The sequence below is a fragment of the Lysinibacillus sp. COL-1 genome, from assembly GCF_059814265.1.
Map to the genome: position 1 here is coordinate 2,803,753 of NZ_JCAWSJ010000004.1, position 22,457 is coordinate 2,826,209.

Annotated in this window: 20 protein-coding genes; all 20 read right to left on the reverse strand. The window is 36.3% G+C overall.

The window, feature by feature from the left end; all coding sequences use genetic code 11:
* Positions 1-17: 17 nt before the first annotated feature.
* The 20 genes from AC6BKE_RS22125 to gcvT all read right to left on the reverse strand — a co-directional run bounded on the left by AC6BKE_RS22125 (position 18) and on the right by gcvT (position 22,357).
* Entirely contained in the window at positions 18-416 is a 399-nt protein-coding gene (locus tag AC6BKE_RS22125) for a DUF4280 domain-containing protein (RefSeq protein WP_051891603.1), read from the reverse strand.
* A gap of 76 nt (positions 417-492) precedes the next feature.
* The gene (locus AC6BKE_RS22130; protein WP_051891604.1) at positions 493-990 is read right to left on the reverse strand and encodes a hypothetical protein; all 498 of its coding nucleotides are present in this window, start codon (positions 988-990) and stop codon (positions 493-495) included.
* Between the two features lie 24 nt (positions 991-1,014).
* Positions 1,015-2,112 (reverse strand): pentapeptide repeat-containing protein, encoded by a 1,098-nt coding sequence (locus AC6BKE_RS22135; RefSeq protein ID WP_340809222.1) that lies wholly within the window; start codon positions 2,110-2,112, stop codon positions 1,015-1,017.
* Between the two features lie 15 nt (positions 2,113-2,127).
* Entirely contained in the window at positions 2,128-3,639 is a 1,512-nt protein-coding gene (locus AC6BKE_RS22140; RefSeq protein ID WP_036120168.1) for a phage baseplate assembly protein V, read from the reverse strand.
* A complete protein-coding gene (locus AC6BKE_RS22145; protein ID WP_499858056.1) occupies positions 3,639-4,277 on the reverse strand; it encodes a hypothetical protein in 639 nt (212 codons plus the stop codon). The genes AC6BKE_RS22140 and AC6BKE_RS22145 overlap by 1 nt, the downstream gene beginning before the upstream one ends.
* A 66-nt stretch (positions 4,278-4,343) precedes the next feature.
* Entirely contained in the window at positions 4,344-5,117 is a 774-nt protein-coding gene (locus AC6BKE_RS22150; RefSeq protein ID WP_036120174.1) for a hypothetical protein, read from the reverse strand.
* A 38-nt stretch (positions 5,118-5,155) separates the two neighbouring features.
* Complete coding sequence (locus AC6BKE_RS22155; protein ID WP_089934865.1) at positions 5,156-7,744, reverse strand: acetate and sugar kinases/Hsc70/actin family protein; 2,589 nt, start codon at positions 7,742-7,744, stop codon at positions 5,156-5,158.
* Between the two features lie 80 nt (positions 7,745-7,824).
* The gene (locus AC6BKE_RS22160) at positions 7,825-8,520 is read right to left on the reverse strand and encodes an iron-dependent peroxidase (protein ID WP_330493186.1); all 696 of its coding nucleotides are present in this window, start codon (positions 8,518-8,520) and stop codon (positions 7,825-7,827) included.
* The gene (locus tag AC6BKE_RS22165; RefSeq protein ID WP_499858059.1) at positions 8,511-9,782 is read right to left on the reverse strand and encodes a normocyte-binding protein; all 1,272 of its coding nucleotides are present in this window, start codon (positions 9,780-9,782) and stop codon (positions 8,511-8,513) included. Before AC6BKE_RS22165 ends, AC6BKE_RS22160 begins: the two co-directional genes overlap by 10 nt.
* 36 nt (positions 9,783-9,818) lie before the next feature.
* Positions 9,819-11,429: a PP2C family protein-serine/threonine phosphatase gene (locus AC6BKE_RS22170; RefSeq protein WP_499858062.1), complete on the reverse strand. Its 1,611-nt coding sequence runs from the start codon at positions 11,427-11,429 to the stop codon at positions 9,819-9,821.
* Positions 11,430-11,461: 32 nt separating this feature from the next.
* On the reverse strand, positions 11,462-12,301 hold the full coding sequence (locus AC6BKE_RS22175; protein WP_036120181.1) for a PP2C family protein-serine/threonine phosphatase: 840 nt from the start codon (positions 12,299-12,301) through the stop codon (positions 11,462-11,464).
* A 6-nt stretch (positions 12,302-12,307) separates the two neighbouring features.
* Complete coding sequence (locus tag AC6BKE_RS22180) at positions 12,308-12,835, reverse strand: FHA domain-containing protein (protein ID WP_036120184.1); 528 nt, start codon at positions 12,833-12,835, stop codon at positions 12,308-12,310.
* 36 nt (positions 12,836-12,871) lie between these two features.
* Complete coding sequence (locus tag AC6BKE_RS22185) at positions 12,872-13,447, reverse strand: FHA domain-containing protein (protein ID WP_036120187.1); 576 nt, start codon at positions 13,445-13,447, stop codon at positions 12,872-12,874.
* A gap of 30 nt (positions 13,448-13,477) precedes the next feature.
* Entirely contained in the window at positions 13,478-13,912 is a 435-nt protein-coding gene (locus AC6BKE_RS22190) for a J domain-containing protein (protein ID WP_036120190.1), read from the reverse strand.
* Between the two features lie 89 nt (positions 13,913-14,001).
* A complete protein-coding gene (locus AC6BKE_RS22195; protein WP_036120193.1) occupies positions 14,002-14,427 on the reverse strand; it encodes a hypothetical protein in 426 nt (141 codons plus the stop codon).
* Between the two features lie 231 nt (positions 14,428-14,658).
* Positions 14,659-16,827, reverse strand: coding sequence for a transcriptional regulator (locus AC6BKE_RS22200; protein WP_338651478.1), 2,169 nt, complete (start codon positions 16,825-16,827; stop codon positions 14,659-14,661).
* A 553-nt stretch (positions 16,828-17,380) separates the two neighbouring features.
* Complete coding sequence (locus tag AC6BKE_RS22205) at positions 17,381-18,289, reverse strand: serine/threonine protein kinase (RefSeq protein ID WP_499858065.1); 909 nt, start codon at positions 18,287-18,289, stop codon at positions 17,381-17,383.
* 136 nt (positions 18,290-18,425) lie between these two features.
* A complete protein-coding gene (gene gcvPB / locus AC6BKE_RS22210; RefSeq protein WP_089934849.1) occupies positions 18,426-19,889 on the reverse strand; it encodes an aminomethyl-transferring glycine dehydrogenase subunit GcvPB in 1,464 nt (487 codons plus the stop codon).
* The gene (gene gcvPA, locus AC6BKE_RS22215; protein WP_036120201.1) at positions 19,882-21,228 is read right to left on the reverse strand and encodes an aminomethyl-transferring glycine dehydrogenase subunit GcvPA; all 1,347 of its coding nucleotides are present in this window, start codon (positions 21,226-21,228) and stop codon (positions 19,882-19,884) included. The genes gcvPB and gcvPA overlap by 8 nt, the downstream gene beginning before the upstream one ends.
* Positions 21,229-21,253: 25 nt before the next feature.
* On the reverse strand, positions 21,254-22,357 hold the full coding sequence (gcvT, locus tag AC6BKE_RS22220; protein ID WP_089934847.1) for a glycine cleavage system aminomethyltransferase GcvT: 1,104 nt from the start codon (positions 22,355-22,357) through the stop codon (positions 21,254-21,256).
* Between the last annotated feature and the right edge of the window lie 100 nt (positions 22,358-22,457).

The following is a 22,457-nucleotide window of genomic DNA, read 5'->3' on the forward strand; positions in this document are numbered from 1 at the left end:
TTCAATCAATCTATTCTTTAAAAACCTTGTTTCGGTATTTCTAAGTCCTCTTGCCCATCATGAACAATATCGATTTTGCCTCCGCCTGCAGAGCATTGCGTATGACAACGATTAAGTAACGCTTGCTTCCCCTCGATATTGACATTTTCCATCCCTTCCATCCAGTCGATGGAGCATACAGGTGTACATGGTTTTTTCAACTTTAAGCAAACACCAAAGGTTGGGATGTTATCAGGGTTTCGATCCCCAACATTCATTACAGCTTTCTCTTTAATATAAACACCATGATCTTGCGGCAAATTTAAATAATTGAGGTGGCTACCATGCTCACAGGCAATGATTGCGCCATGTACTACATAACTAAATTGCTCTTGTTCCGAACCTTCTGTCTCCAAATTTTCTACAACTTGAGCCATTAAATATCCTTCCCTTCCTATCATTTGTAATAAATTTCCGCTTTAACAGTACATAGCAACAAATGATTTATTAAAATTACTTACTTTCCAATCTTACTCGCTGCAACTGAATCCCAAGAAAGGGGCGTCGCAATATACTTTCTGCTACATCTAAATTGATGACGGTGAAAGCTTCCTTTTGGCCTGCGACTTCAAAAATACAATCCAGTTCCACTTTCTTGGGGTCGATCACTAGCTCTTTTATTCCTCCGTCAGGATAATAAGCGGTTTCATGAGAAATACAGTCCTTTTTCACTATATCCATAAGCCAATACACGCGCTGTGTCCCTTTCTTGACATCCGTAAAGACAATAGCTGTAAAACCTAAGTTATCCTCGTATTTCATTAACAGCGCTTTTAAATCATCAGACACGATTCTTCGAGGCTTGTCTAAATAATCTAGATATACCGCATTCTCTTTTTCTACCACTTCCCCGAATACAGAAGAACAGACAAAGTTTTCATCGAGGTCCGTTTTCAAAGGGATGATTGGATTGAGAATGCTTAGATCTTGCCGAAGAATAAAATATTCCATCTTTTCCTCCTGTATCTATCAGTGCTAATAAATCCAATGAACATCTTTCATCTGTTCTGCGCTAAATTGATACTTCTCTTGATCACGTTTAAAGAAGGTAGCCCCCTTTAAATTAGCACCTGTAAAATTGGCACCTTCAATCTGCGCAAAGTCAAATCTCGCATTTTCCAAATTGGCATTACTGAAATCAGTACCGAGGTAGCATGCCACTTCCCCTCCGGAAAGCCTTAGCGTTTTTCCTTGAGCATAACTAAAATTAGCGCCTACCAAATTGGCATTTCGAAAATCAGTATCTTGAATAGCTGCATAGGAAAAGTCAACATTCTCTAAACCACAATCTACAAAGCTAGTACCAACACAAATACTTTGCTTCAATGAAGACCCTGCTAAATCACAACTGTTAAAAATTGCGTAGGAAAAATCCATCTGGTTAAAATTTTTCTGTTGTAATGGTAGGTTTGAGAAGTTTTCGAATGTATACGATTTGTCCATCTCTTTTTGCTCTAACCATGAGAGAAGGTTTTTATCCACCCGTTCTCGTTCGTCAATGATAGCAACATCCTCACTAACCCCTTTGTACTCACCAACACGAAATCGCAAGCACTCTGCTCGTTGAAAATGGAGTTCAGGTACGCTTTCCTTTTGATAACGAAAAAGATAGCGAACCAATTGAATGATATACTGATGAAATAGAACTACTATCTTTTGAATAATCCCTCTAACATCAGCTGCTTGAATCATGAGATACGGTTTTCTTTCTTTCTCAAGTATCTTTTGTAAATCAACCATTGCCTCACTAAGCCATGTTGCTTCATAATGTGCTGTACATTCGACCCAATCGAAGTACCATGCTTCACCATATGCCTCTAGCAAATACGTACACTTGTTTTCTAGTAATGAGGTTCGCAGCAAAGAGAGATGAATAAAGGCAATTGGTGCTAACTTTCCCTGTCTTTGCTGATCTCTAATATTCGCAAACAGCTGTTCAAGTGAGTAAATGATTGGCTGTAGCAAAATTTCCTTGTTTTGGTGAAACTGTCGATCAACTTTCTCTTGCAATCGGCTGACATGAACTGAAACGCATTCATCCATAAAATGCTGTAATGCTTCTTCTCGTTTCATACATTCACATCCTCACTAATTTGCTCGCACTTCTGTTCCTTTAATTTCCATTTTATCTTCCATCTTGATTGAATTTTCTTTACAGGTCATCTCAATTTTCTCGTTCGCATTAATCATTATTTGTTTGGCATTAATGACCACTTTATCTGTAGCTTTTAAGTTAATATTCTTATCACTTATTATTGAAATGCCATTATCATCCATCAGTGAAATCATCAATCCTCCACCCGATATGACAATCCGATCAGGTGCAAGTAGAATTTGTTTTCCATGCTTTGTTCTGAGTGTTTTTACATCTGGATCAGCCATACGTCCTGGATCTTGGCGGCTATCCTCTGGTGGTGTGGCACTTGACCCGCCACCCCCATCTTGACTAGTTGGATTAGTTGCTGCTAACATCGTATTTGATTGTGGAGGCGCTTTTGAAACAGAGCTAATCGCAATCCCTTCATCCTCATGATTGCTTGGAAAATAGATTCTTACATTATCAGATAGCTCCGGCATAAAATACCATCCTGTGTTATCTTCTGATGCATAAATTGTTGAATATGGAAACCAATAGGCCGTATCCTTTTCTTGCCCCTCATCGAAATCGACATGAATACGAATTTTGTCCCCGGCAACATCAATTACCTTTCCTTGAATGGAAGCACCAATAATAGCTTGATTATAGGTAGTGTGGACACTGAAACCGTTCCGAGGTGTTAACGTATAAATATGCTTGAACAAGCCATCTTTTAAAGTTGAAAAAATTTTATAAACATACAATTTTTTAGATTGGAAAGTAACTTCATTGCCTATTTTGAAGGATTGCAGCGATTCTACTTCATAATACATGTAGTCACTATCAGTAATACTTTCGAGATGATTTTTACTTGAGATAAGAAAATTGCCAATAGCCTTTTTAACCCGATAATTAATGGCCTCCATTTTCTTTGTGCTTCCAGCTTGAAATGGAATACCAAAATAAAATTTTGCAGATGAATGAACTGTATCTGGCACTAGACCTGTATGAAAACGCGAGGCCATTCGTTTAAGAAACTCCCAATCTGTCTCTATATATTGCATTGTAAAACGACCAATACTAGCTCCCTTTGTGACATGATCTATGAAATCTGCACCTTTTTGATCGGCAATACACACATCGATTAATTCACTGTATGGCATACTAGCATTTTGATAGGTTTGATTTTTTTTCTTAACATCTAGTAAATACGTATGTGAAACTGCTTTAACTTCCAAATAGTAAGTGCCCATCACCGATTTCACTTGTACATCTAACGCTAACCCATTAAAAATAGGCTTCGATTGACCATTACCATCTATTTGCAATACCTCTATAGATGTTTCTGCATCTGTCATATATACATAGGAATCTTCAAGTTCATCTGGAATTACACCCGTTAAATGCAATGTAGCATGATCGTTCATTTGTTGCGTAATTTCGATTTGATGGACGCGAATGTTATAGGGCATCACGATCATATCTTTATATGTTAAGGCTGTTTCATTTTTTATCCGATCCATCAAATAACACCCTCTCCATCTAATTTATTTTGGATTGAGATAGTTTCCATCATCCCATAAGCAATAGGTTTCCAAATATTCATCTCTTTCTTCAAACAATTTATAGAGCCCATCGTCACATTTTCGCCTACTATAAACAAAAACATTAAATTATAAATCTTGTTATCTAGTGCAGGTGTTATGAAATCAAAGTAACCAATTTGGACATCGTTCACTTCATTAAAGCCGATATCCAACATTTTTGTTGTTGGCTGCATTTTTTGAAGTATCTCCATCATCGTCTGTGTGAAATCTTCTAATTCCTCTGCTTTTATTTGTTGTTCCATGATTTTCAGCGTGACATTAATAGATGTACTTTCACTTGTATAGATGTAATCGGGTCTTCGGCTGGACGGATATTTAATATCCATTAAATCAGATTCCATTACTTCAAAAGCGGCTGGAATACGCATTTGGATTTGACCATCATAAAAGTCCATTTTCGTAAATTCGATTGTTTCATCTTCGATTATTAGCTGACCATCTTTAATCGCTTGAACAAGGTCCGTATGTAACAATTGTTTTTCTATGTTGTCCAATCGTTTCTTCTGCCTTGCTTGTTTCGTCATCTCAATGACTTCTTCATCCATGAAATTCATCTTTTACCACTCCTTTTCGTTCAACTCCTGTTTATGCCTAAACGTTGTTCACCAACTGGATTTTAGTTAATCGACTATCATACGCTTTGGTCGGTCTGGACTATGTCCTCCTCGACGACCACCGTTCTTTGATTCAGATAATATACGGTACAAATATTTATGAATTTGACTATTGGAAAACGCTTGAAATTCTAACTCTAATCGATTGCAAATATACATTTCAATGACATCCCGCTGTACCCGCTCCTGATTCAAACACTCAAAAGCAAAGGTAATATCATATACATTGGTTGGGCGATTTTTTAATAATTCCTTTGCGTAAAACTGTAAAACTTTAGGGTGGTATGTGCTTTCTTGTATACCTGCATACTGACAGTGCAGATAATTCACTGTATTGTATTCCGTGGCAAAATCTAAAAAATTATTTGGCTCGGATCGCAGCCTTGCTCCAGCCTTTAATTTAAAACGGGCTATTTCTAATTCGTTTAGGGCAAGATTCAGAGACTCATCGAGAAAAATAGTGGCTGTAAAATCCGTGAAGTCTAATTTATTCACTGCTTCAGCAAACTTTATTTTTATAATGGTTTCTTGCCCCGTTGCCTCATATGGAAGTTCATAGCTATTATGCAGTAGATAAAGCCTATTATTATGTTTAACGATCCCTTTTGTAATATGGATAATGGTATCTGCAATCGTAATATTGGCACCTGCTATAATGCCATTTGAATAATCCTGGAAATATAAATCTAAAAATTCCCTTGGATAATCGCGCAAGTTCTCCAGCATTTCTCTTTTTAAAATTCTGCCTTTTTGAAAATGTGGATATTGATTGGTAAACATCTGTCACTCACCTCTTTTATTTTTTGGCAGATGCCTACTTACTTTAATCCATCAAAGAAATCTAGCTCTGATAAATCTGTTTCAAAGGCAAAGAATTCCTTGCTCCCGATCATTAGCTGCTCCTCTTTCCTAGCCACTGGCACGACATGGAAGCCCCAATGATCCTCTCCTGCAAAGACAAAGAATTTAACCTCCCCATTGACGATTGAATCTGTTTCGTCCTGTGGAATTTTATCAAAATAATTCGATGCAATACTTTCATATAGCACAGGGACAAAATCCTCTTGACGATTAATATAAGTATACTTATGTGCTGCTTGAGGATCGCTTCCAGTTAGGAAAAATTCAACCTCTGTGACGCCCCATGGACGGGAGATAGTTCCATGAATTTGATTCAGTCTCTCCAGACTACTAATCAGAAGCTTTTCCTGACGATTATGAGTAAATGCACTAACCGTATACGGTACAATAGGTGCAGCATTTGTTACTTCCGTTTCGATCATGCCAATCTTTTTCGCATTTAAGTAGCGTAATGCGCCTCTTAAACAAGCGAGCTTTAATTCTGGCACTTTTCCAACGTTTTCAGCCTTTTGTCTAAATTCAATGCTACGACCTGGTACAAATTCTTTTAAAGCCTCTCGAAAAGCGTCAATTCTACAAGATTGCCCTGTCAGCTTAATAATGGAATATTCCCCAAGCATGCCACTTTCATAAAAACCTTCTAAAAACTCTCGTACAATATCATAAATATCCGCCTTGATTAGGTGGTTAATTTCTTTAATATTGAAATAAACGTTTGGATAGTCATAAACATCTTTAAATTGGTGGTTTTCTAATAGGGATAAACACCAGCGATCTACCGTTGTGATATTCAAATCACTATCTTGCTGTATATCGCTTTCTGAGTAAAAGCGACTCCTAAGAATACCGGTTTTTCGGAAAAATTCTTTCTTCATTTCCTCGGCCATTTCCCATAAGAAATAATGATTATTACGAACCCTTAAATACTCATCACGTGTATGATTTTCATATTCTTTAAAACGTGTTGGGATAATAGACTCAGCATCCTCAAATGCCTTTTCAAATTGCTTGTAAACCGCCTCGACGCCATAATCATCCACATACCGATAAATATCCTTCCCTGGAATATCAATTAACGCATCGATGTCATAGGCATTTTTCCCACGACTATAATAATTCGCAAAGACAATTTTCATAAATTGAAAAATTCGATACGTAATATTATTACCACCAAAATTGGTATCCCCATTTTCATAGGTTGTATGAATATCAATTTTGTAGGAAATATGTCCGTCCTCTATTCGAAACTTACAGGATGAGAGGTCTGTTGTTCCCCCTCCACAATCGATTACTAGAGCCTTGTATTCCTTGCCATCCATAAAGCTCTGATTCTCTATTTGATTGGCTATCGTATTATAGAGCACTGCCATTCCTTCATCGAGAGCATGCTCAATTTCAATTTGATATTCAGGTAAAATGGCATGAAACATATCTAAAAATTGAGTTTTCAGCTTAACAGGGCTTGAAATATGCAAATGTTTAAAGCGACATTTAAATTGATGCTCAGCCATTTGAATGATATAGAGTAAAAATTCTCTTAGGATTTGACTACGTGGGATAACCGCTGTATTCCCATTCGCATCCATTATTTCCTCCAATTTGGCATAATTACTAACCCAACGTTTGATGCCCTGAAATTTAGTGGCTAATGATGTATAGCTATTTTTTTTCATAACCTTCAAGGCTTCATAGCCGAAATGATAGTTTATGTGATCAGCGTTTGAGCAATCTGCAACCGCAACCACTGTAGGCACAACTTCAATCCATTCATTTTGGTGTAGTGGGTCTGGGAATTGTACAAAATTGATGCTATTGAGTGTAATTCTCTTATTTAAAAGATCATGGCTACAAGGTGATGAGACATAATCGCTATCCAAAAATACACCAGCTGTTGTATTGGTTGTGCCAAAATCAATGGCAAGAATGGCATTGGTTGTCTCTAACTGTTTCATCTCTAAATCTGGTATTGGCACTTTGTAGTAATGTAGATTTGTTGGTGGGAGTGGCGTCTCCTGATAATATGTTTTATAGATGTACTCTGAGTCTTGCTTTCGCAAAAAAATAAAGCTATAATTCTTATTCTTTGTCTCGCGTATCCCTAGCGCTTGATCTGCTACTAAGTAATAGCAATTCGCTTTTTCATCGTCTTTTACGATATTTAGAATGCCACATAACTCAAAATGCTCATTTACTAGTAGCACATTGGATTCTACAAGAAAGCCACCTGTTTCAATGAGGTATTGATCTGGCTTATCTATTTTCATGCCTTTATAGAGATTCATTTTGGCAGGTATTTTAATATCACCATTATCTGAAAGTGGTGTTTTTAAATACTTTTGCAGTGCCTCCTCGACTCTCTCAAAGCCCCCATCTTGATTTTCTTTAATCAATAGATGTTCTTCCGCTCCACGGTATCTTAAAATCTTCTCGATTAGTTCGTCCCTAGTTAGCGTATTAATTAAACCTGTTATGAGCTTTTCTTTATAACAAATATTTCTAAGCTGAAAAGTGGTCATCTCCATCAACTCTACACGTGTATAGGTCATATATTTCTTTTCTGTAAAACGCTTATTCGCATAAAGCTTATATGAATATTTGGTCGTCAATTTATACCCCTCCCCACTTTTTAATAAAGAGCTATTCGATCTAGCTTCATCGTCTCTTCTACGTCAATGATGCCAAAATGGTATTGCCAGTAAACCTCCATCTGAAAGCCAATAGGTAAAAAGATTTCTTGGATTAGCTGAACTTTATTGATATTTTCTATTGTCTTTTTTTGATGAATGTAAAGCAGTAATTCATCATTTTCCTCTGACTTCACATAAATAAAACAATTTCTAAATATATTTTTCAGCGTGTCCTTTATCAGATATAATGCTTCTCCTGTTTGATAGAGTCTGAGCATATTAAGCGCAATAATTTCTTGCTCTTTCTTTGAAAAAGATTTGATTTTATCGCGAACCAGTTTTCCAAATACATTTGCTTCAATGTCTCTCAGCATAAAGCGAATATAATATTCCTTTTTATTCAAGCCTTGCATTCGATCAATTTCAGCTAAAAAATGCAATATAATATCTAATAAAGCGTCTCTAAATGCTTCATCAGTCGTATGATCAGGATGAAAGAGATCTTTAAAAATATCGAAGTACCGATAATAGGGGTTTACTTCCACATGTTGCTCTATTGCCTGTGAATTTAATAGTTGTGGACTAAGCTCCATATAAGGTGAATAGATTTTGGCAAGATGAAAGTAAATATCCTTTGTTAAAAAGCCCTCTTCTTCAGCTTGTATAAGTAAATCCCAAATATAGTTCATAACCATTTACCTACACATTTATATTCAGTGAAATGCCTTTGGACTTCAGCAAGGAGAAAGCTTAAGACATCATTCGTCATAAAATCTCGCTCTTGTTTTGATAGGAATTGTAATAGCATCGTCTTTTTATGACTGGCATCTTCTGTTGCGTCTTTTAAAAATGGATGCACGAAGTGACGATTCTCTAAATGCCCTTCCAAAATATCTATTCTCAAAAGTTCAAGATTGTCTGCTGCCTGAAAGGAGTTTATCAGTCTAATTATTTCTCCTTTTGTTGAAACATTGACATTATATTTACTAGAAAGCTTGTGCATAAAGTGTTCATTTCGCCGATTCGAGACTAGTTCATAAGTCAATTTACCTACTTGTTCTTTTTCTACTTTAGCAACTTTAAGTAGCTGCCATACTCCTGATTGATCCTGAGGTGAAACAATGGTTAATTCGCTATCTGAACGTTTTATATATCTAATATTGTCTTCTTCCGCATCAATGAGATAACCATGTTGAGTACCTGTTTTTCGTAACGATAAGACATGCTCATAATTTATTCGATCGATGGCCGGAAATGGAAAACCGCTATTCTTAACCTCGTGACGCTGAACATTCCAAAGCGGAACCATATTCAATCGTTTTTGCTGCTCATATTCCTCTAAATCAATCGTAACCTCGAAAATTTCTACATCCTCATTTAATGGTGGACAGCCTATCAGTATGACATCAATGAACTTACTCACAAAAGGATGATTGATTGTTTTCCAAGGTAGGCCATTTCTTTGGAAGATTGAATAAAGGTCTTTAATTTTTTGCAAATAGCGATTATTTTTGGTAAGACTCAGTTTTATTTCGACCAATCCCTGCGATGTAGCAAGATGACCATTGAAAATTCGTTGCTGTGCAAGTAAATGCTGTATTTCGATAGAATCACACTCTAAAAATAATGTCTTGAGTATTGCAGGTTCATTATTTTTAATGGATTCAAGAAGCTTCTCCATGTCTATTTTTGTCTCTTCCAAATCTGTTGGACATATCGGAAACAAACAATCATGAATGGGGTCGACATCTTCTCGGGCACTAAGCGTTGTGTAAATGTCATATCTATTCTCGTAATCATCGATTTCATTAAAAATACGTTCTTCAAGCTTTTTGTTCATATCTTCTTGATAATCAATTAGATTTACAAAAACGCCACTTACAATATCCTTTAGTAATTGACGTTGCTCTAGATTTTCTATTTTTCGTAAACGTTCAAACATGAGCTCTTTTAACAATTTTCTTTCCTTCTTTCATGACTCAGGATTTGAATGCTAACTGGCATCAGTTACTTCATCTCCTGGAGGTTCTGCTTCATTAGGAAGTGCATTATCTGCTGGTTGAACCTGTGGAACAGGGTTTAATTTATCATTTGCATTCATAATCTTTCTCTCTAGTCCAAGAACTTTTGCCAGTAATTCTGTTTCTTGATAAATCTCCTGCGCAAGCGTATAGGACTCTATCGCTTGAACGTATTCCTGACGGGCATAGCTCTGATCCCCACTTTTTTCTAACCCTTCTGCCTTTAATTCTTTTTGAACCTTCTTCAATTCATTTATTTTTTCTTGTGTATCTTCAATTTTTGTTTTAATTTGTGTCTCTCCAGTAAATGAAATGGCGAGTGCTTTTTTTCTAGCTTTCTCATAAATGGCTAAAGCCCCATTGTAGTCCTCTGCCTCAAAACGAAAATCTGCATCTTTTATAGCATCAACAATCTCCACAACGGAATCCATGTTGGCAATTCTTTGCTCTACTTCTTCCTTACCAAATCCATTAATGAGTTTGCCCTCTTTTTTAGCTTTTTCATAATGTTCTAATGCCTCTGTAAATTTTCCAGTTTCCGCTGATTTATCACCATTGATAATTAGTTGTGTCACTCTTAATTTTCTAGCTAGTAAATTTCTATGTATAGGATCTTTTAATTTTTTTGCTGCATTTCTTCCCTCACTATATGCAAGTAACGCTTCATCATAATTTCCGTCTTGAAAGTAAACATTTCCACTCTTTTCATGGTCCTTCATCTCGACTGTTAACTCTGCTAATTTTTTTGCTTGTTTTACTTGATAAAAAATCGTGCCGCCACCTACAACCAAGGCTAAAACTAATGCAGCAGCAATCATTTTTATATACTTCATCTTGTTTTTGTTTGTTTCTTGATACACTTTGTTCACAAATATGGCAGCAACCGTATAATTTTCTACAACTTTTCTTTGCCTACTCAACAATATTTCTTCCAACAAATCTGTATATTGTTCAGAATCTTTGACACCTTCCAAAGCGTCAGCCATCTCAATCTCACTGACATCTCCCCAAAAGCCAGCTGTACAAAGTAATAGGACATCACCATCAGTAAGCTTCATTTTTTTAGACACAAAGGGTTGAAATTTGTTTGGTTTACCTAGATAATTCAACAAATTCCCTCTTTCTTCATGCTGGCTAATATCTAATGAACGGTTCTGACTGTTTACTATTTCCTGTGCTAAACTTTGGTCTGTACTTTTGTAGGTTAATGTACCGTTTCGGAAGTGATACAGTCGCGAATTCCCCGCTACTCCAACAATCATTTTTGAGTAGTCGGAAACAACTATGACAATACTAGCCTTTAATCTTACTCGTAAGCTTTGCGCTTGTAGTATATTTTGTGCATGTCTAAGGTATTTATTGATAGCTCTCCTTGACATAGCTGGCTTTTCCATAAACTTCTCCAAAATAGCCTTTACGGCAAGCTCTGCACTACTAATTTCCTGATCTGCATCCAAGCCCTTGACAGCTACCCAACAAGCTACATCGTCGAGTTCTGTATAGGCAAAATAGTCTTTATTTTGCAGAAAGGACCCTGCTTCAGATAAAAAGCCCGTTTTAAAGTCGCAATTTTCCTTTCTCATACGTCTCCTCCTTCTCTATTCCCTATTCATCGTCACCAAGTTTTTTCTAAAATTACGATGGTAGCATTATCTTGATTTTTTAAGCGTTTTTGTTCAACGGCTTTTATCATGCTTTGTGCTAAATCATAGGGTGGAGCTTGCTGAGAGAGAATTTTTTCCATTTCAACCTCCGTTAAAGCATCATAGATTCCATCACTAAAAAGACATACCTTGTCCCCTCTATTTAGCTGAATCGGATTATTTCCTGTATCCAAATTTTTAAAGCCTGCATATCCTAAATAATTGATTAATCTCTTTTTTAGAGGATTTTCCTGAACCTCAAGTTGCGAAATTTCACCTGAAATATATCTTTCGGTTAAAACTGACTCAAAAATATGTTTTTGGTTAATCTTTAGAAATTCACCATTTCTAAAGATCGTGAGAACACTATCCCCTACTGCCCCCCAATGAAGATAGCCTTCACTATCAATAACGGCCGTGACTAATGTTGTTCCTCCATTGGAGCCATTTAAGTTTTCCACAATCATATGATTGCTTGCTATAGCAGCTTCCTTAAAAAAGTTTTGTAGATTATTTAAGCTACTAAGCTTTTTAAATTCTTCTATGAAGGTTGTCACTGCGATCGTGCTAGCCATCCGACCATTGGCTAAGCCGCTAATTCCATCTGCAAGCACCGCGATTGTGCCATATGTCGTTTCGGCAGTTGAGAAATAATCATCCTGCTCATCACGTCTTCCGATTGTTTGACCATTTCCAATATAAATTTTCCCTTTATCCATTTTTTGAGCAAGTATACTTCTTATTAGCAGTAACAAGATAAGGACAATGATAAAGATTAAGGTAATTATGTACGGCAATAACTTTTGGTCCATATGTCATCATTCCTCACTTTGATTGTTTTCCCATTCAAAGTGAACACCACAAAGTGGAATAAATAAAAATATACTTCTCCCTAGCTGTATCACATCATAGGCTGCTAATTCCGTTGGTGTATAAACGGCCTCATTATTTAGATAGGCTAATCCTGATGCATCTCCTGGCAGTAAGTAAAAATTACGTTTTTTAGGATCATACACAATGACTGCATGATTTCGCTTAGAGATGGAATTGTCCCCTGCAATGCGGATATGCATATCTTCTGCTCTACCTATAAAATTCTTTTCAGATAAGATACGATAATCTCTACCCATTTGCGGCCCTTCAATACAAACTAACCATCCTGTTACAGGATCTATCCCATCCATTTCTCCTAAGTAAGGCAATGTTTTATCATCTGCTTCAATGACAGGTGAGGAAGGACTATTTTGTCTTTGCTCCTGTTCCACCATCACGTTACAGTAAGGACAAATATTGCGATGTCTCCTTGAACTAAACATATGACCATTTGTACATCTAATCAAACTCATTTTGATATCCCCCATCTTTGTTACGAATTTTTTTCTCTATTTAACCAAAATTCGCGTATTCGCTATGTATATTGTGTCTCCATTACCTAATGGGTAAGGAATCTCATGTTTTAATCTATTTTTTACCCGCTTATTCGCTTTTTTTAAGCCAACACCATTAACCGAATCTATATCCTCTAAATACCAAATTCCAGCTACACAATTTAGTACAGCATGCTCATAATTCACAAGAGATTCATACTCTGTTCCACTTAAATCAATATCCGCCTTGTGTTCAGCTGAACTTTTTCCAATAAGCAATGAAATTTGATCGCCAAGTTCCCATTCATCTATTTCTACTCCACGTTCATTAAGAAGAACAAGCTTTGAAATGTCCTTCTTAGCCATCACTTGAGTGATTGCCTTTGCTTCGTATTTAAGCGATACATATATAATGGCGAGTATGACTATTACCGTCCCAATAACGAATTTCAAAAGGACATCCTGATTCATTACAAAAACATATAAAATGAAAAAGAAGGCGATTGTGACAATAATGATATCGATAATTTTTATAAACATTTTTTTTCGTGTATTTCCACTGTAAGCTTCAGCTGAAAATGGCTCATACATATAATCACACTCCTCTCTTTTTGCCATAGCTTATTTATTAAAAAAACGTTCAAATAAATCCGTTGTATCCAATGGATTTTTCTTCGTTTTTTTATGAAGCGTTGAGGACATCTCCTTTGTTTTAGGATTGAAGCCAAAGAAATGTTCAAAGTTTTTTTCAATATTATTCATATTAAAATCTGGCTTTTTCTCTGTAGACTGATGTCCGTTTGAATGCTTTTCATTTTGTTGTTCATTTTGCCAGCTGGTACCTTTGCCATCGAGACGGGCATCGTAAGTCTCTTTCAGCGCTGGATCCTTAAGCACCTTATATGCCTCTTGAACCTCTAAAAAAATTTTCTCTGACTCTTGATTTCCACCACTCACATCAGGGTGATGCTTTTTGGAAAGCTTTCGATAAGCTAATTTTATTTGCTCTTGTGTTGCATTTCGGTCTATACCCAATGTTTCATAATGCGTTTTCATGTTTTCAACCCCAATTTAGGATTATTAAAAATAATCTAAGGAACTATAAAAGTTCCTTAGATATAGTAGTGTTTTATCGTGCTGCAATCTTAGACAGCGTAGCCGCCTTCGATTTTTGCCAATTCTGTTTTGTCTTTCTTTTGCTTAATAAATAAGAAGAACTCACCAATACCTTCAGTGTCACCATATCTTTCTGTATAGTCCACAACGAAAGCATTTGGGAAATGAATTTTTCTTACTACTTGATCAGCTGAGATCACTTCAAGTGTCACTTTGCGGTAGCAATCAGCTTTTTCAGCTGGTACTAATGACCATAATCCTAATTTCATCGTATCATCAGAATTATCACCATCAGTGGCAGTTAAAATTTTACCTTTTACTTTTAAAGTTGCCCCAACATCTGTAGAGCGCGCGTTAGAATCATTCGGTGTATCTGTCTCGTATTCGACAGTCATGATGCTTTCTAACCCTAATTCAATTGCTTCTGATCCTTCTACTTTTAATACAAAACCCATTTTTAGTACCTCCTAAATTTTGTTGAATCGTAACTTCTGACTGTTCTAATGAAATAAATTTAAGTACAGCTATTCATTTCACAGTGCCATGTTTCATACCGACACGATGAAATATGTAATATTTTTCATTTTAGCAATTAGTCGTTCGATTCATATTTATGTTAAAAGATTTATGAATGATAAATCTTAAACACCCTACTTAAATAATTGAAAATGGTGATAAATAAATTGTTAGGCTTTAACAGCACTTGTCCCTTTAGTAATCGTGACCTCAAGATTTTTAACATTACCGTTAAATACAAGATCGATCTGACATAAGCTTGTTTTCTCATCAATGATATAGCCAATATCATCTCCGTCATGAATGATAGAGTTTACATGACCTTTATCATTCAGCCACTTACTTTTTTGACTACTTGGATTATTACTAAAGAAGCGAACGATATTCTCGTGCTTAAAGTCACCAGATTGGAATCGAAGTATTCTTTCAATATACGTACTAACTTGCGTTTTATAGATTGAATCGAATCCATCTTCTTCCATTGCTAGACTTCTTGCTTTATAAACAGTAATACGTCTAATATCTTTATCCTGTAGTTGGGCATTTTCGGAAGAGAATACAAAACCGAAGCTTCTGCTGTTAATAGCGTCTTTAATATTATTCGTAAAACCTGAAATTTCCTTCGCCATCGTAGTTACAGCTCTAAGTGAGTTGTCTCCGGCTTCAATATCAAATCGAACTCCAGGGTAATTACGTTTTACATTTTTAAATGATTCCTTTAAATACTCTGGGCATTGGTAGGCGGAAACGATACCTGCTGCTACATAGCTAGCACCTACATAAACGCCTTCTATCCAAAGCTTTAAAATATCTTCCTTTTCTTTCGATAGACGAGCTCCATTTTCGGTAGTATGCATTCTCGTATCAATAACTACGCCTGATTTATCTTTTGGAATAATCGTAAAGTTTGGTAGGCATGGTATCGCGAACTCACTAAATTCTTTTCTGACAAGAACTGAGCATTTATCGATCAGGCGATCAATCCCAGCAGTTGCGATGCCGTTGAAGGTAGTTTCTTCTTCAGCCATAAAGTTAAAGAAAATTTGAACCTTGTAATCTTTTACCGTATCTAAGAGGATTGATAAAGATTCCATTGTGTTACCCTCTTGCTTTGTAACCTTTTCATTCCCTTTGAATCTTGAACGGCTAACTTTCATTTTTCCAGAAGATTCTAATTCTAGAGCAGGTACAATGCCATACCATACAGTATCTGTAAAATCATTTTTAGCGTTAACCGTATTTAAATACGTGCGTAATCTTGGCAGGTTATTACTTTTCACAAGCATATCGAGCTTCGTGTTTGTCACTAATAATGACGGCTGCATCCCTTTATTTTTCGTAACATATTGATCGAAGTACATTTTGACACCTAATAGCTTTTCGACTAAAGGCTTGACCGTTTTTACAAATTCATCCTTTGCATCCTTATAGAACTCCAGGTATGTATTGTAATTTTGAACTTCTGTTTCAACATCAAATTCGGCTTTTATAGCTGGTAGAGGTGAGAACGTTCTCACAACTAAATCTTTTACATAGGAAGACGGCGATTCTGTAATAGCCTCATAGTCTTCTTCGAAAACTGTACTCAAGCCGTAATTACTATTTTCTTCAATGACCATCAGTTCTGAACTATTCGTTTGAGGTGCCTCAATAATTTTCAATTCACCATTATCACCAATAGTAAGCGTACCTATTTGTAATTTTTCGGACTCATCCTCATCTTGACTAGCACCTAATAATAATCTTGTTTTAATATCTTCAATTGCTAAAGGCAGCATCGCCATTACATTGTTGTAGTTTCTACTAGCTACTTCAAACATAAGATTTAGCTTGTCACCAGTATCTAATTTTTTCGGATCTCCCTCATCCAGCTTGTCATACTCACTGTATAGGTAATGAATTTCCTTACGAACTTGGCGAATATCATCCATGACTTTTTTAGGAGAAATCATGTCTAGTAAATTTTCAAATTTAAAATCTACATTCGTGATGCCCTGACTTCTTTTTGTATCAATGAGCGTAAATAGCATCTTTAAAAAATCGTTATTTTGGTCGATTGCTATTTCAGATATACAATCATCTTGAATTCCTTCAGGCTTTTTCAAGGTATACATAACCTTTTGATTTGCCGCGTTATAAAATGAATACACAGTAGGTGAAAACTTATCTAAAAATTCGTCGAAGCTTTTTACAAGAAGATGTTGACTAATTTCTTTGATCTTTTCATCACTTAGACTGTCGATTCCTTTTACATCGCCAACAAGCGTAATTAAATCCAATTTCTCTGGGTTTATTTCTTCAAAGAGCATTGTTCTGTTCGTTTGACTAATAATCTCCATTCATTTGGCTGTATATTACTACAGCCATCCCTCCTTTAGATAACGAATTTCGAGTAAGCATAAACATTAGTGCGTAAAAAATACAGAATTAGAATTGTATAACTACTTGAATCGAGCATCTTAAAAGAACATTTAGACACTTAAATTAAGTCGATATATACATTTAAGATAAAATTTTACAATAAAAACAATAATGTACTGAACTATGTACGAGAAGCTCTAATTCAACTTTATGCATTTTTTATACAAAATTCACTAATGGTTTTATGTATCACAAAAGTAACTATACAATACCTAAAATCAATGTCAATATTTTCTATAGAATATATTGTAAGCAAAAACATTTTAAGGACAGTTTATTAAAAATATTACATGGTAATAATTATGATATTTTTTAGGGAAATAGTGGATAAATCCTATTTTTTTATAAAAAAAACAACTAAAGGTCCGATTGCTATTAGGTCCTAAGTTGTTCTTTTGAATATCATCCTTTTAAGACTAAAATGAGTAAAAAGTATTAAAAATATAGTAATTTTGGTCTTTTAGAATTAATTTATTTAAAATAGTTCTTTATACATTTGAATTTTCTTTCCAAAATAATCATGTATTTAATAAAAGAAAGGGAAGAACATCTTTTTTTATGCTGCACTTGCAAGCCCCATAAAATAGTCAATGACATAGGAATGCTCACTTTTCTATTATATTTTCTCACATTTGTAAGTTTATCCTCGATTACTCTTTGTGAAACATCTAGTGGGACTTCGTTTGTTAATGCGAAGTATAAAGTTGCCATCAAACTATAAATATCTGTATAAATGCCTTGCTCTCCTTTAACGGAATACTGCTCAATAGGTGAGTATCCTGGTGTAGTAAATATTGGATATTTTTCCACCGTTTTATAATAAATTGCTGAACCGAAATCTAATAAGCAAGGTTTCCCTTGCGTATCAATTATAATATTATTCGGCTTTATATCCCGATGAATAATGCCTTTACTATGTAAATACGAGATGGCATCAATTAAGGGAAGGAATACTTCTTCATATAGATGATGCCTTTCGTGAATAGCATATTTATGTATATATTGGTCCAGTAATATCCCTTCATAATAATCTGTAATCATATATATAGAACCATTTTCAGTAAAATGATGTCTATACTTAACAATATTTTGATGGTTCAATTGTTGGATCATGAATGCTTCACTTAGAAATCTTTCCTTTAATTCCTGAAATTTTTCCTTTGTTGAGGGTACACGATTGATTACTGATTTGTTATCCAAATCACGTAACGCTATTTCCATTGGGAAAAATTCCTTAATGATTAGTTGCTCTCCAGTATTTATATGTTCAGACATATACACAAAGGATAATTTACTAGTGGCAAGAACTTGCGTTATTTTATATGTATTATGTAATAGACTGTTTATTGGTAAGCTCAATTCAAATATTGCTGCCTGCATTTTAATCTCCCTTCAAAAATCAAATATACAAATTAATGTAATTATATCAATTACTATATTTTTATGTATAGTTTGTACTAGCCTAAAGTGCGCAAACAAAAAACCGTTCAATATGAAGTGAACGGTTTTTTGTGGATTATGCTTTTTGATAGCGCAGCACTGGTGTACGAGCAGCGCGTGTTTCATCAAGACGAGATACGACAGTTGTATGTGGTGCTTCTTGCACGATAGATGGATTTTCTTCTGCTTCTTTCGCAATTTGAATCATCACATCACAGAATGCATCTAATGTTTCTTTTGATTCTGTTTCTGTTGGCTCGATCATTAATGCCTCTTCCACGTTTAATGGGAAGTAGGTTGTTGGTGGATGGTAGCCAAAGTCTAACAGACGTTTTGCAATATCTAATGTGCGAACGCCCAATTTCTTTTGACGACGACCTGATAAGACAAATTCATGTTTGCAGTGACGGTTATATGGTAAATCAAAGAATGGCTCTAAACGACGCATCATATAGTTTGCGTTTAATACAGCATATTCTGTAACAGCTTTTAAGCCATCTGGACCCATTGTACGAATGTACGTATAAGCACGAACATTGATACCAAAGTTACCATAGTAAGGTTTTACACGTCCAATTGATTGTGGACGATCGTAGTCGAAGTGGTATGTGCCTTCTTCTGTTCTCACTAGTACTGGTTTTGGTAGGAATGGAATTAAATCTGCTTTTACGCCTACTGGACCTGAACCTGGACCACCTCCACCATGTGGACCTGTAAATGTTTTATGCAAGTTTAAATGCACGCAGTCAAAGCCCATATCGCCAGGACGTGCTTTACTCATAACGGCATTTAAGTTCGCGCCATCATAGTAAACTTTCCCGCCTACAGAGTGAATAAGCTCCGCCATTTCGATAATGTTTTCTTCAAATAGACCGAGTGTATTCGGGTTTGTTAGCATTAATGCAGCTGTATCAGCACCAACGACTTTACGAAGGTCTTCGATATCAACCAAGCCATTTTCATCGGATTTCACAGTGATTGTTTCAAAGCCTGCTACTGTTGCTGAGGCTGGATTTGTACCGTGAGCTGAGTCAGGAACAATAACTTTGTTACGGTGACCTTCACCATTTGCCTCATGGAATGCGCGAATCATCATTAATGCTGTCCATTCACCATGGGCACCTGCTGCTGGTTGTAATGTTACTTCATCCATTCCTGTAATTTCTACTAAAGAAGTTTGTAAATCATAGAGAAGCTCCATCGCACCTTGTACTGTCGATTCATCCTGTAATGGGTGAACATTCGCGAAGCCTGAAAGACGTGCAACTGCTTCATTAATTTTTGGATTATATTTCATCGTACAAGAGCCGAGTGGATAGAAGCCAGAGTCTACCCCATGGTTTCTACGAGAAAGTGCTGTGTAATGACGCATAATATCAAGCTCAGACACTTCAGGTAACTCTGCAGCTTCCGTACGAACTAAGCTTGCAGGCAGTAAATCTGCTAGGTCTACTTCAGGTACATCAAGTGCTTCTAAGCTATAGCCAACGCGACCTTCTTTTGAAATTTCAAAAATGAGTGATTGATTTTCGTTATGCATTAAGAGCCCCCATTTCTGCAACAAGTGCATCAATTTCTTCTTTTGTGCGTAATTCAGTTACTGCAATAAGCACATGATTTTTCAGAGAGTCATAATTTTGCCCTAGAGGATATCCACCGATTATACCCTTTTCGATTAAGCCTTTATTGATTTCCTTCACACATTTATTCGTTTTCACAACGATCTCGTTAAAGTGTGCGCCTTGGAATGCTACTGTAAAGCCAGCTGCTTCAAAGGCATTTTTTGCATAACGTGTTTTGGCAATATTTTGCGTAGCCATTTCACGAATACCTTGTTTACCTAAAGCTGTCATCGCTACAGATGCAGCAAGTGCTAAAAGTGCTTGGTTCGAACAAATATTAGATGTTGCTTTATCACGACGGATATGTTGTTCACGTGCTTGTAATGTTAATACATAACCACGGCGCCCTTCACCATCCACTGTTTCACCAACAAGACGACCTGGCACTTTACGCATTAATTTCGTTGTCACTGCAAAGAAACCACAGTGTGGCCCACCAAATGCTTCAGAGATACCGAATACTTGCGCATCCCCTACACAAATATCAGCACCTAGCTTACCAGGAGGCGTTAAAATGCCTAATGAAAGTGGGTTAGAAGAAACAACGAATAAGCTTTTCGCTTCATGTGCAATATCACTAATAACTTGAATATCCTCTACTTGACCGAAGAAGTTTGGATATTGAGCAATAACAGCTGCTGTGTTGTCATCGATTAACTCTTTTAATGCTTCGACATCTGTCACACCATCTTTTTGTGGGATTGTCACGATTTCAATGGATTGACCATAGGCATATGTAGCAACAACATCGCGATATTCTGGGTGCACTGCTTCAGACACTAATATTTTCTTACGACGCGTATGACCTGCTGCTAGCATACCTGCTTCTGCTAATGCTGTACCACCGTCATACATAGAAGAGTTTGCAAGATCCATGCCAGTTAGCTCGGCAATCATCGTTTGGAATTCAAAGATTGCTTGTAGCTCACCTTGTGAAATCTCTGGTTGATAAGGTGTGTACGCTGTATAGAACTCTGAACGAGAAATGACATGGTCCACGATTACTGGTTTATAGTGATTGTAAACACCTGCACCTAAAAACGATACATTAGCATTTGTGTCCTTATTTTTTGCAGAGAGTGCTGTTAATTCTTTTAATAAAGCAGATTCTGATTTTGCTTCCTTAATATCATAAAGGCCTTTAAAACGGACTTTCTCAGGAATATCCCCGAATAATTCATCAACTGAGGATACACCGATTACGTCTAACATTTCTTTTTGATCTTGCTCCGTCATTGGTAAATAACGATGTTTCATAAATGTAGGTCCCTCTTTTCAACTATTATTTTGAACGCTTGTAAAACGGTGTTTCTACTGTTACTACCTTTAAGTGTTTCCCACGAATTTCGATTTCTAGCTCAGTTCCGATTGTTGCGAATTGACTGTCAATTAAAGCGTGACCAACATTACGTTTAGATGAAGGAAGCTGTGTACCCGTTGTCACTTCACCGATTTCCTTACCGTCCTTGAACACTTTGTAGCCATGACGTGGAATGCCTTTATCAATCATTTCAATGCCTACCAATTTGCGTGTAAGACCATTTTCCTTCTGCGCTACTAATGCTTCATGACCAATGAAGTCTTCTTTATTTAATTTCACAGCAAAGCCAATCCCAGCCTCAAGTGGAGAAATTGTTGCCGATAGCTCTTGACCGTATAATGGTAGCCCTGCTTCAAAACGTAGTGTATCGCGGCATCCTAAACCTGCCGGTACTACGCCTTTATCATGACCAGCATCTAAAATTTTACCCCATAGTGCTTTAATATCTTCTGGAGCACCGTAAAGTTCAAAGCCATCTTCTCCTGTATAGCCACTACGAGAAACTAATACTTGATGACCCGCAACTTCAACGCCCTCTTGGAAGCGGAAAAATTTAATGGCACGAACATCAGTCGAAGTAAGGGATTGAAGAACTTCCTCTGCTAATGGTCCTTGAAGAGCAATTTGTGCATAAGCATCGGACTGGTTATCAATCGTCACATCATATTGATGTTGATTTTCCATCATCCAATCATAGTCTTTTTCAATATTGGCTGCATTGACACATAATAAATAGTGATTATCAGCTAATTTATACGTTAATAAATCGTCAACAACGCCTCCATCTTCATAACACATGGCTGTGTATTGCGCTTGGCCATTAACAATTTTAGATACATCATTTGATAAAAGATTTTGTAAAAAACCTAATGCATCGGGACCTGTTACTAAAATTTCTCCCATATGTGATACATCAAATAAGCCTGCACGATGACGCACTGCATCATGTTCTTCTTTAATGGAAGTAAATTGAACAGGTAGTTCCCAGCCACCGAAGTCTACTGTTTTTGCACCGTATTTCGCGTATTCTTCAAATAGAGGTGTACGTTTTAATTCATTCGTCATTCTTTTTTGCCCCCTTATTGTTCGTTACATTTTTACTGGTAGTAGTTCGTCTGCTTTTGTATTAATACAGTCAGTGCGTATCGTTTCCAATCTTTAAAGC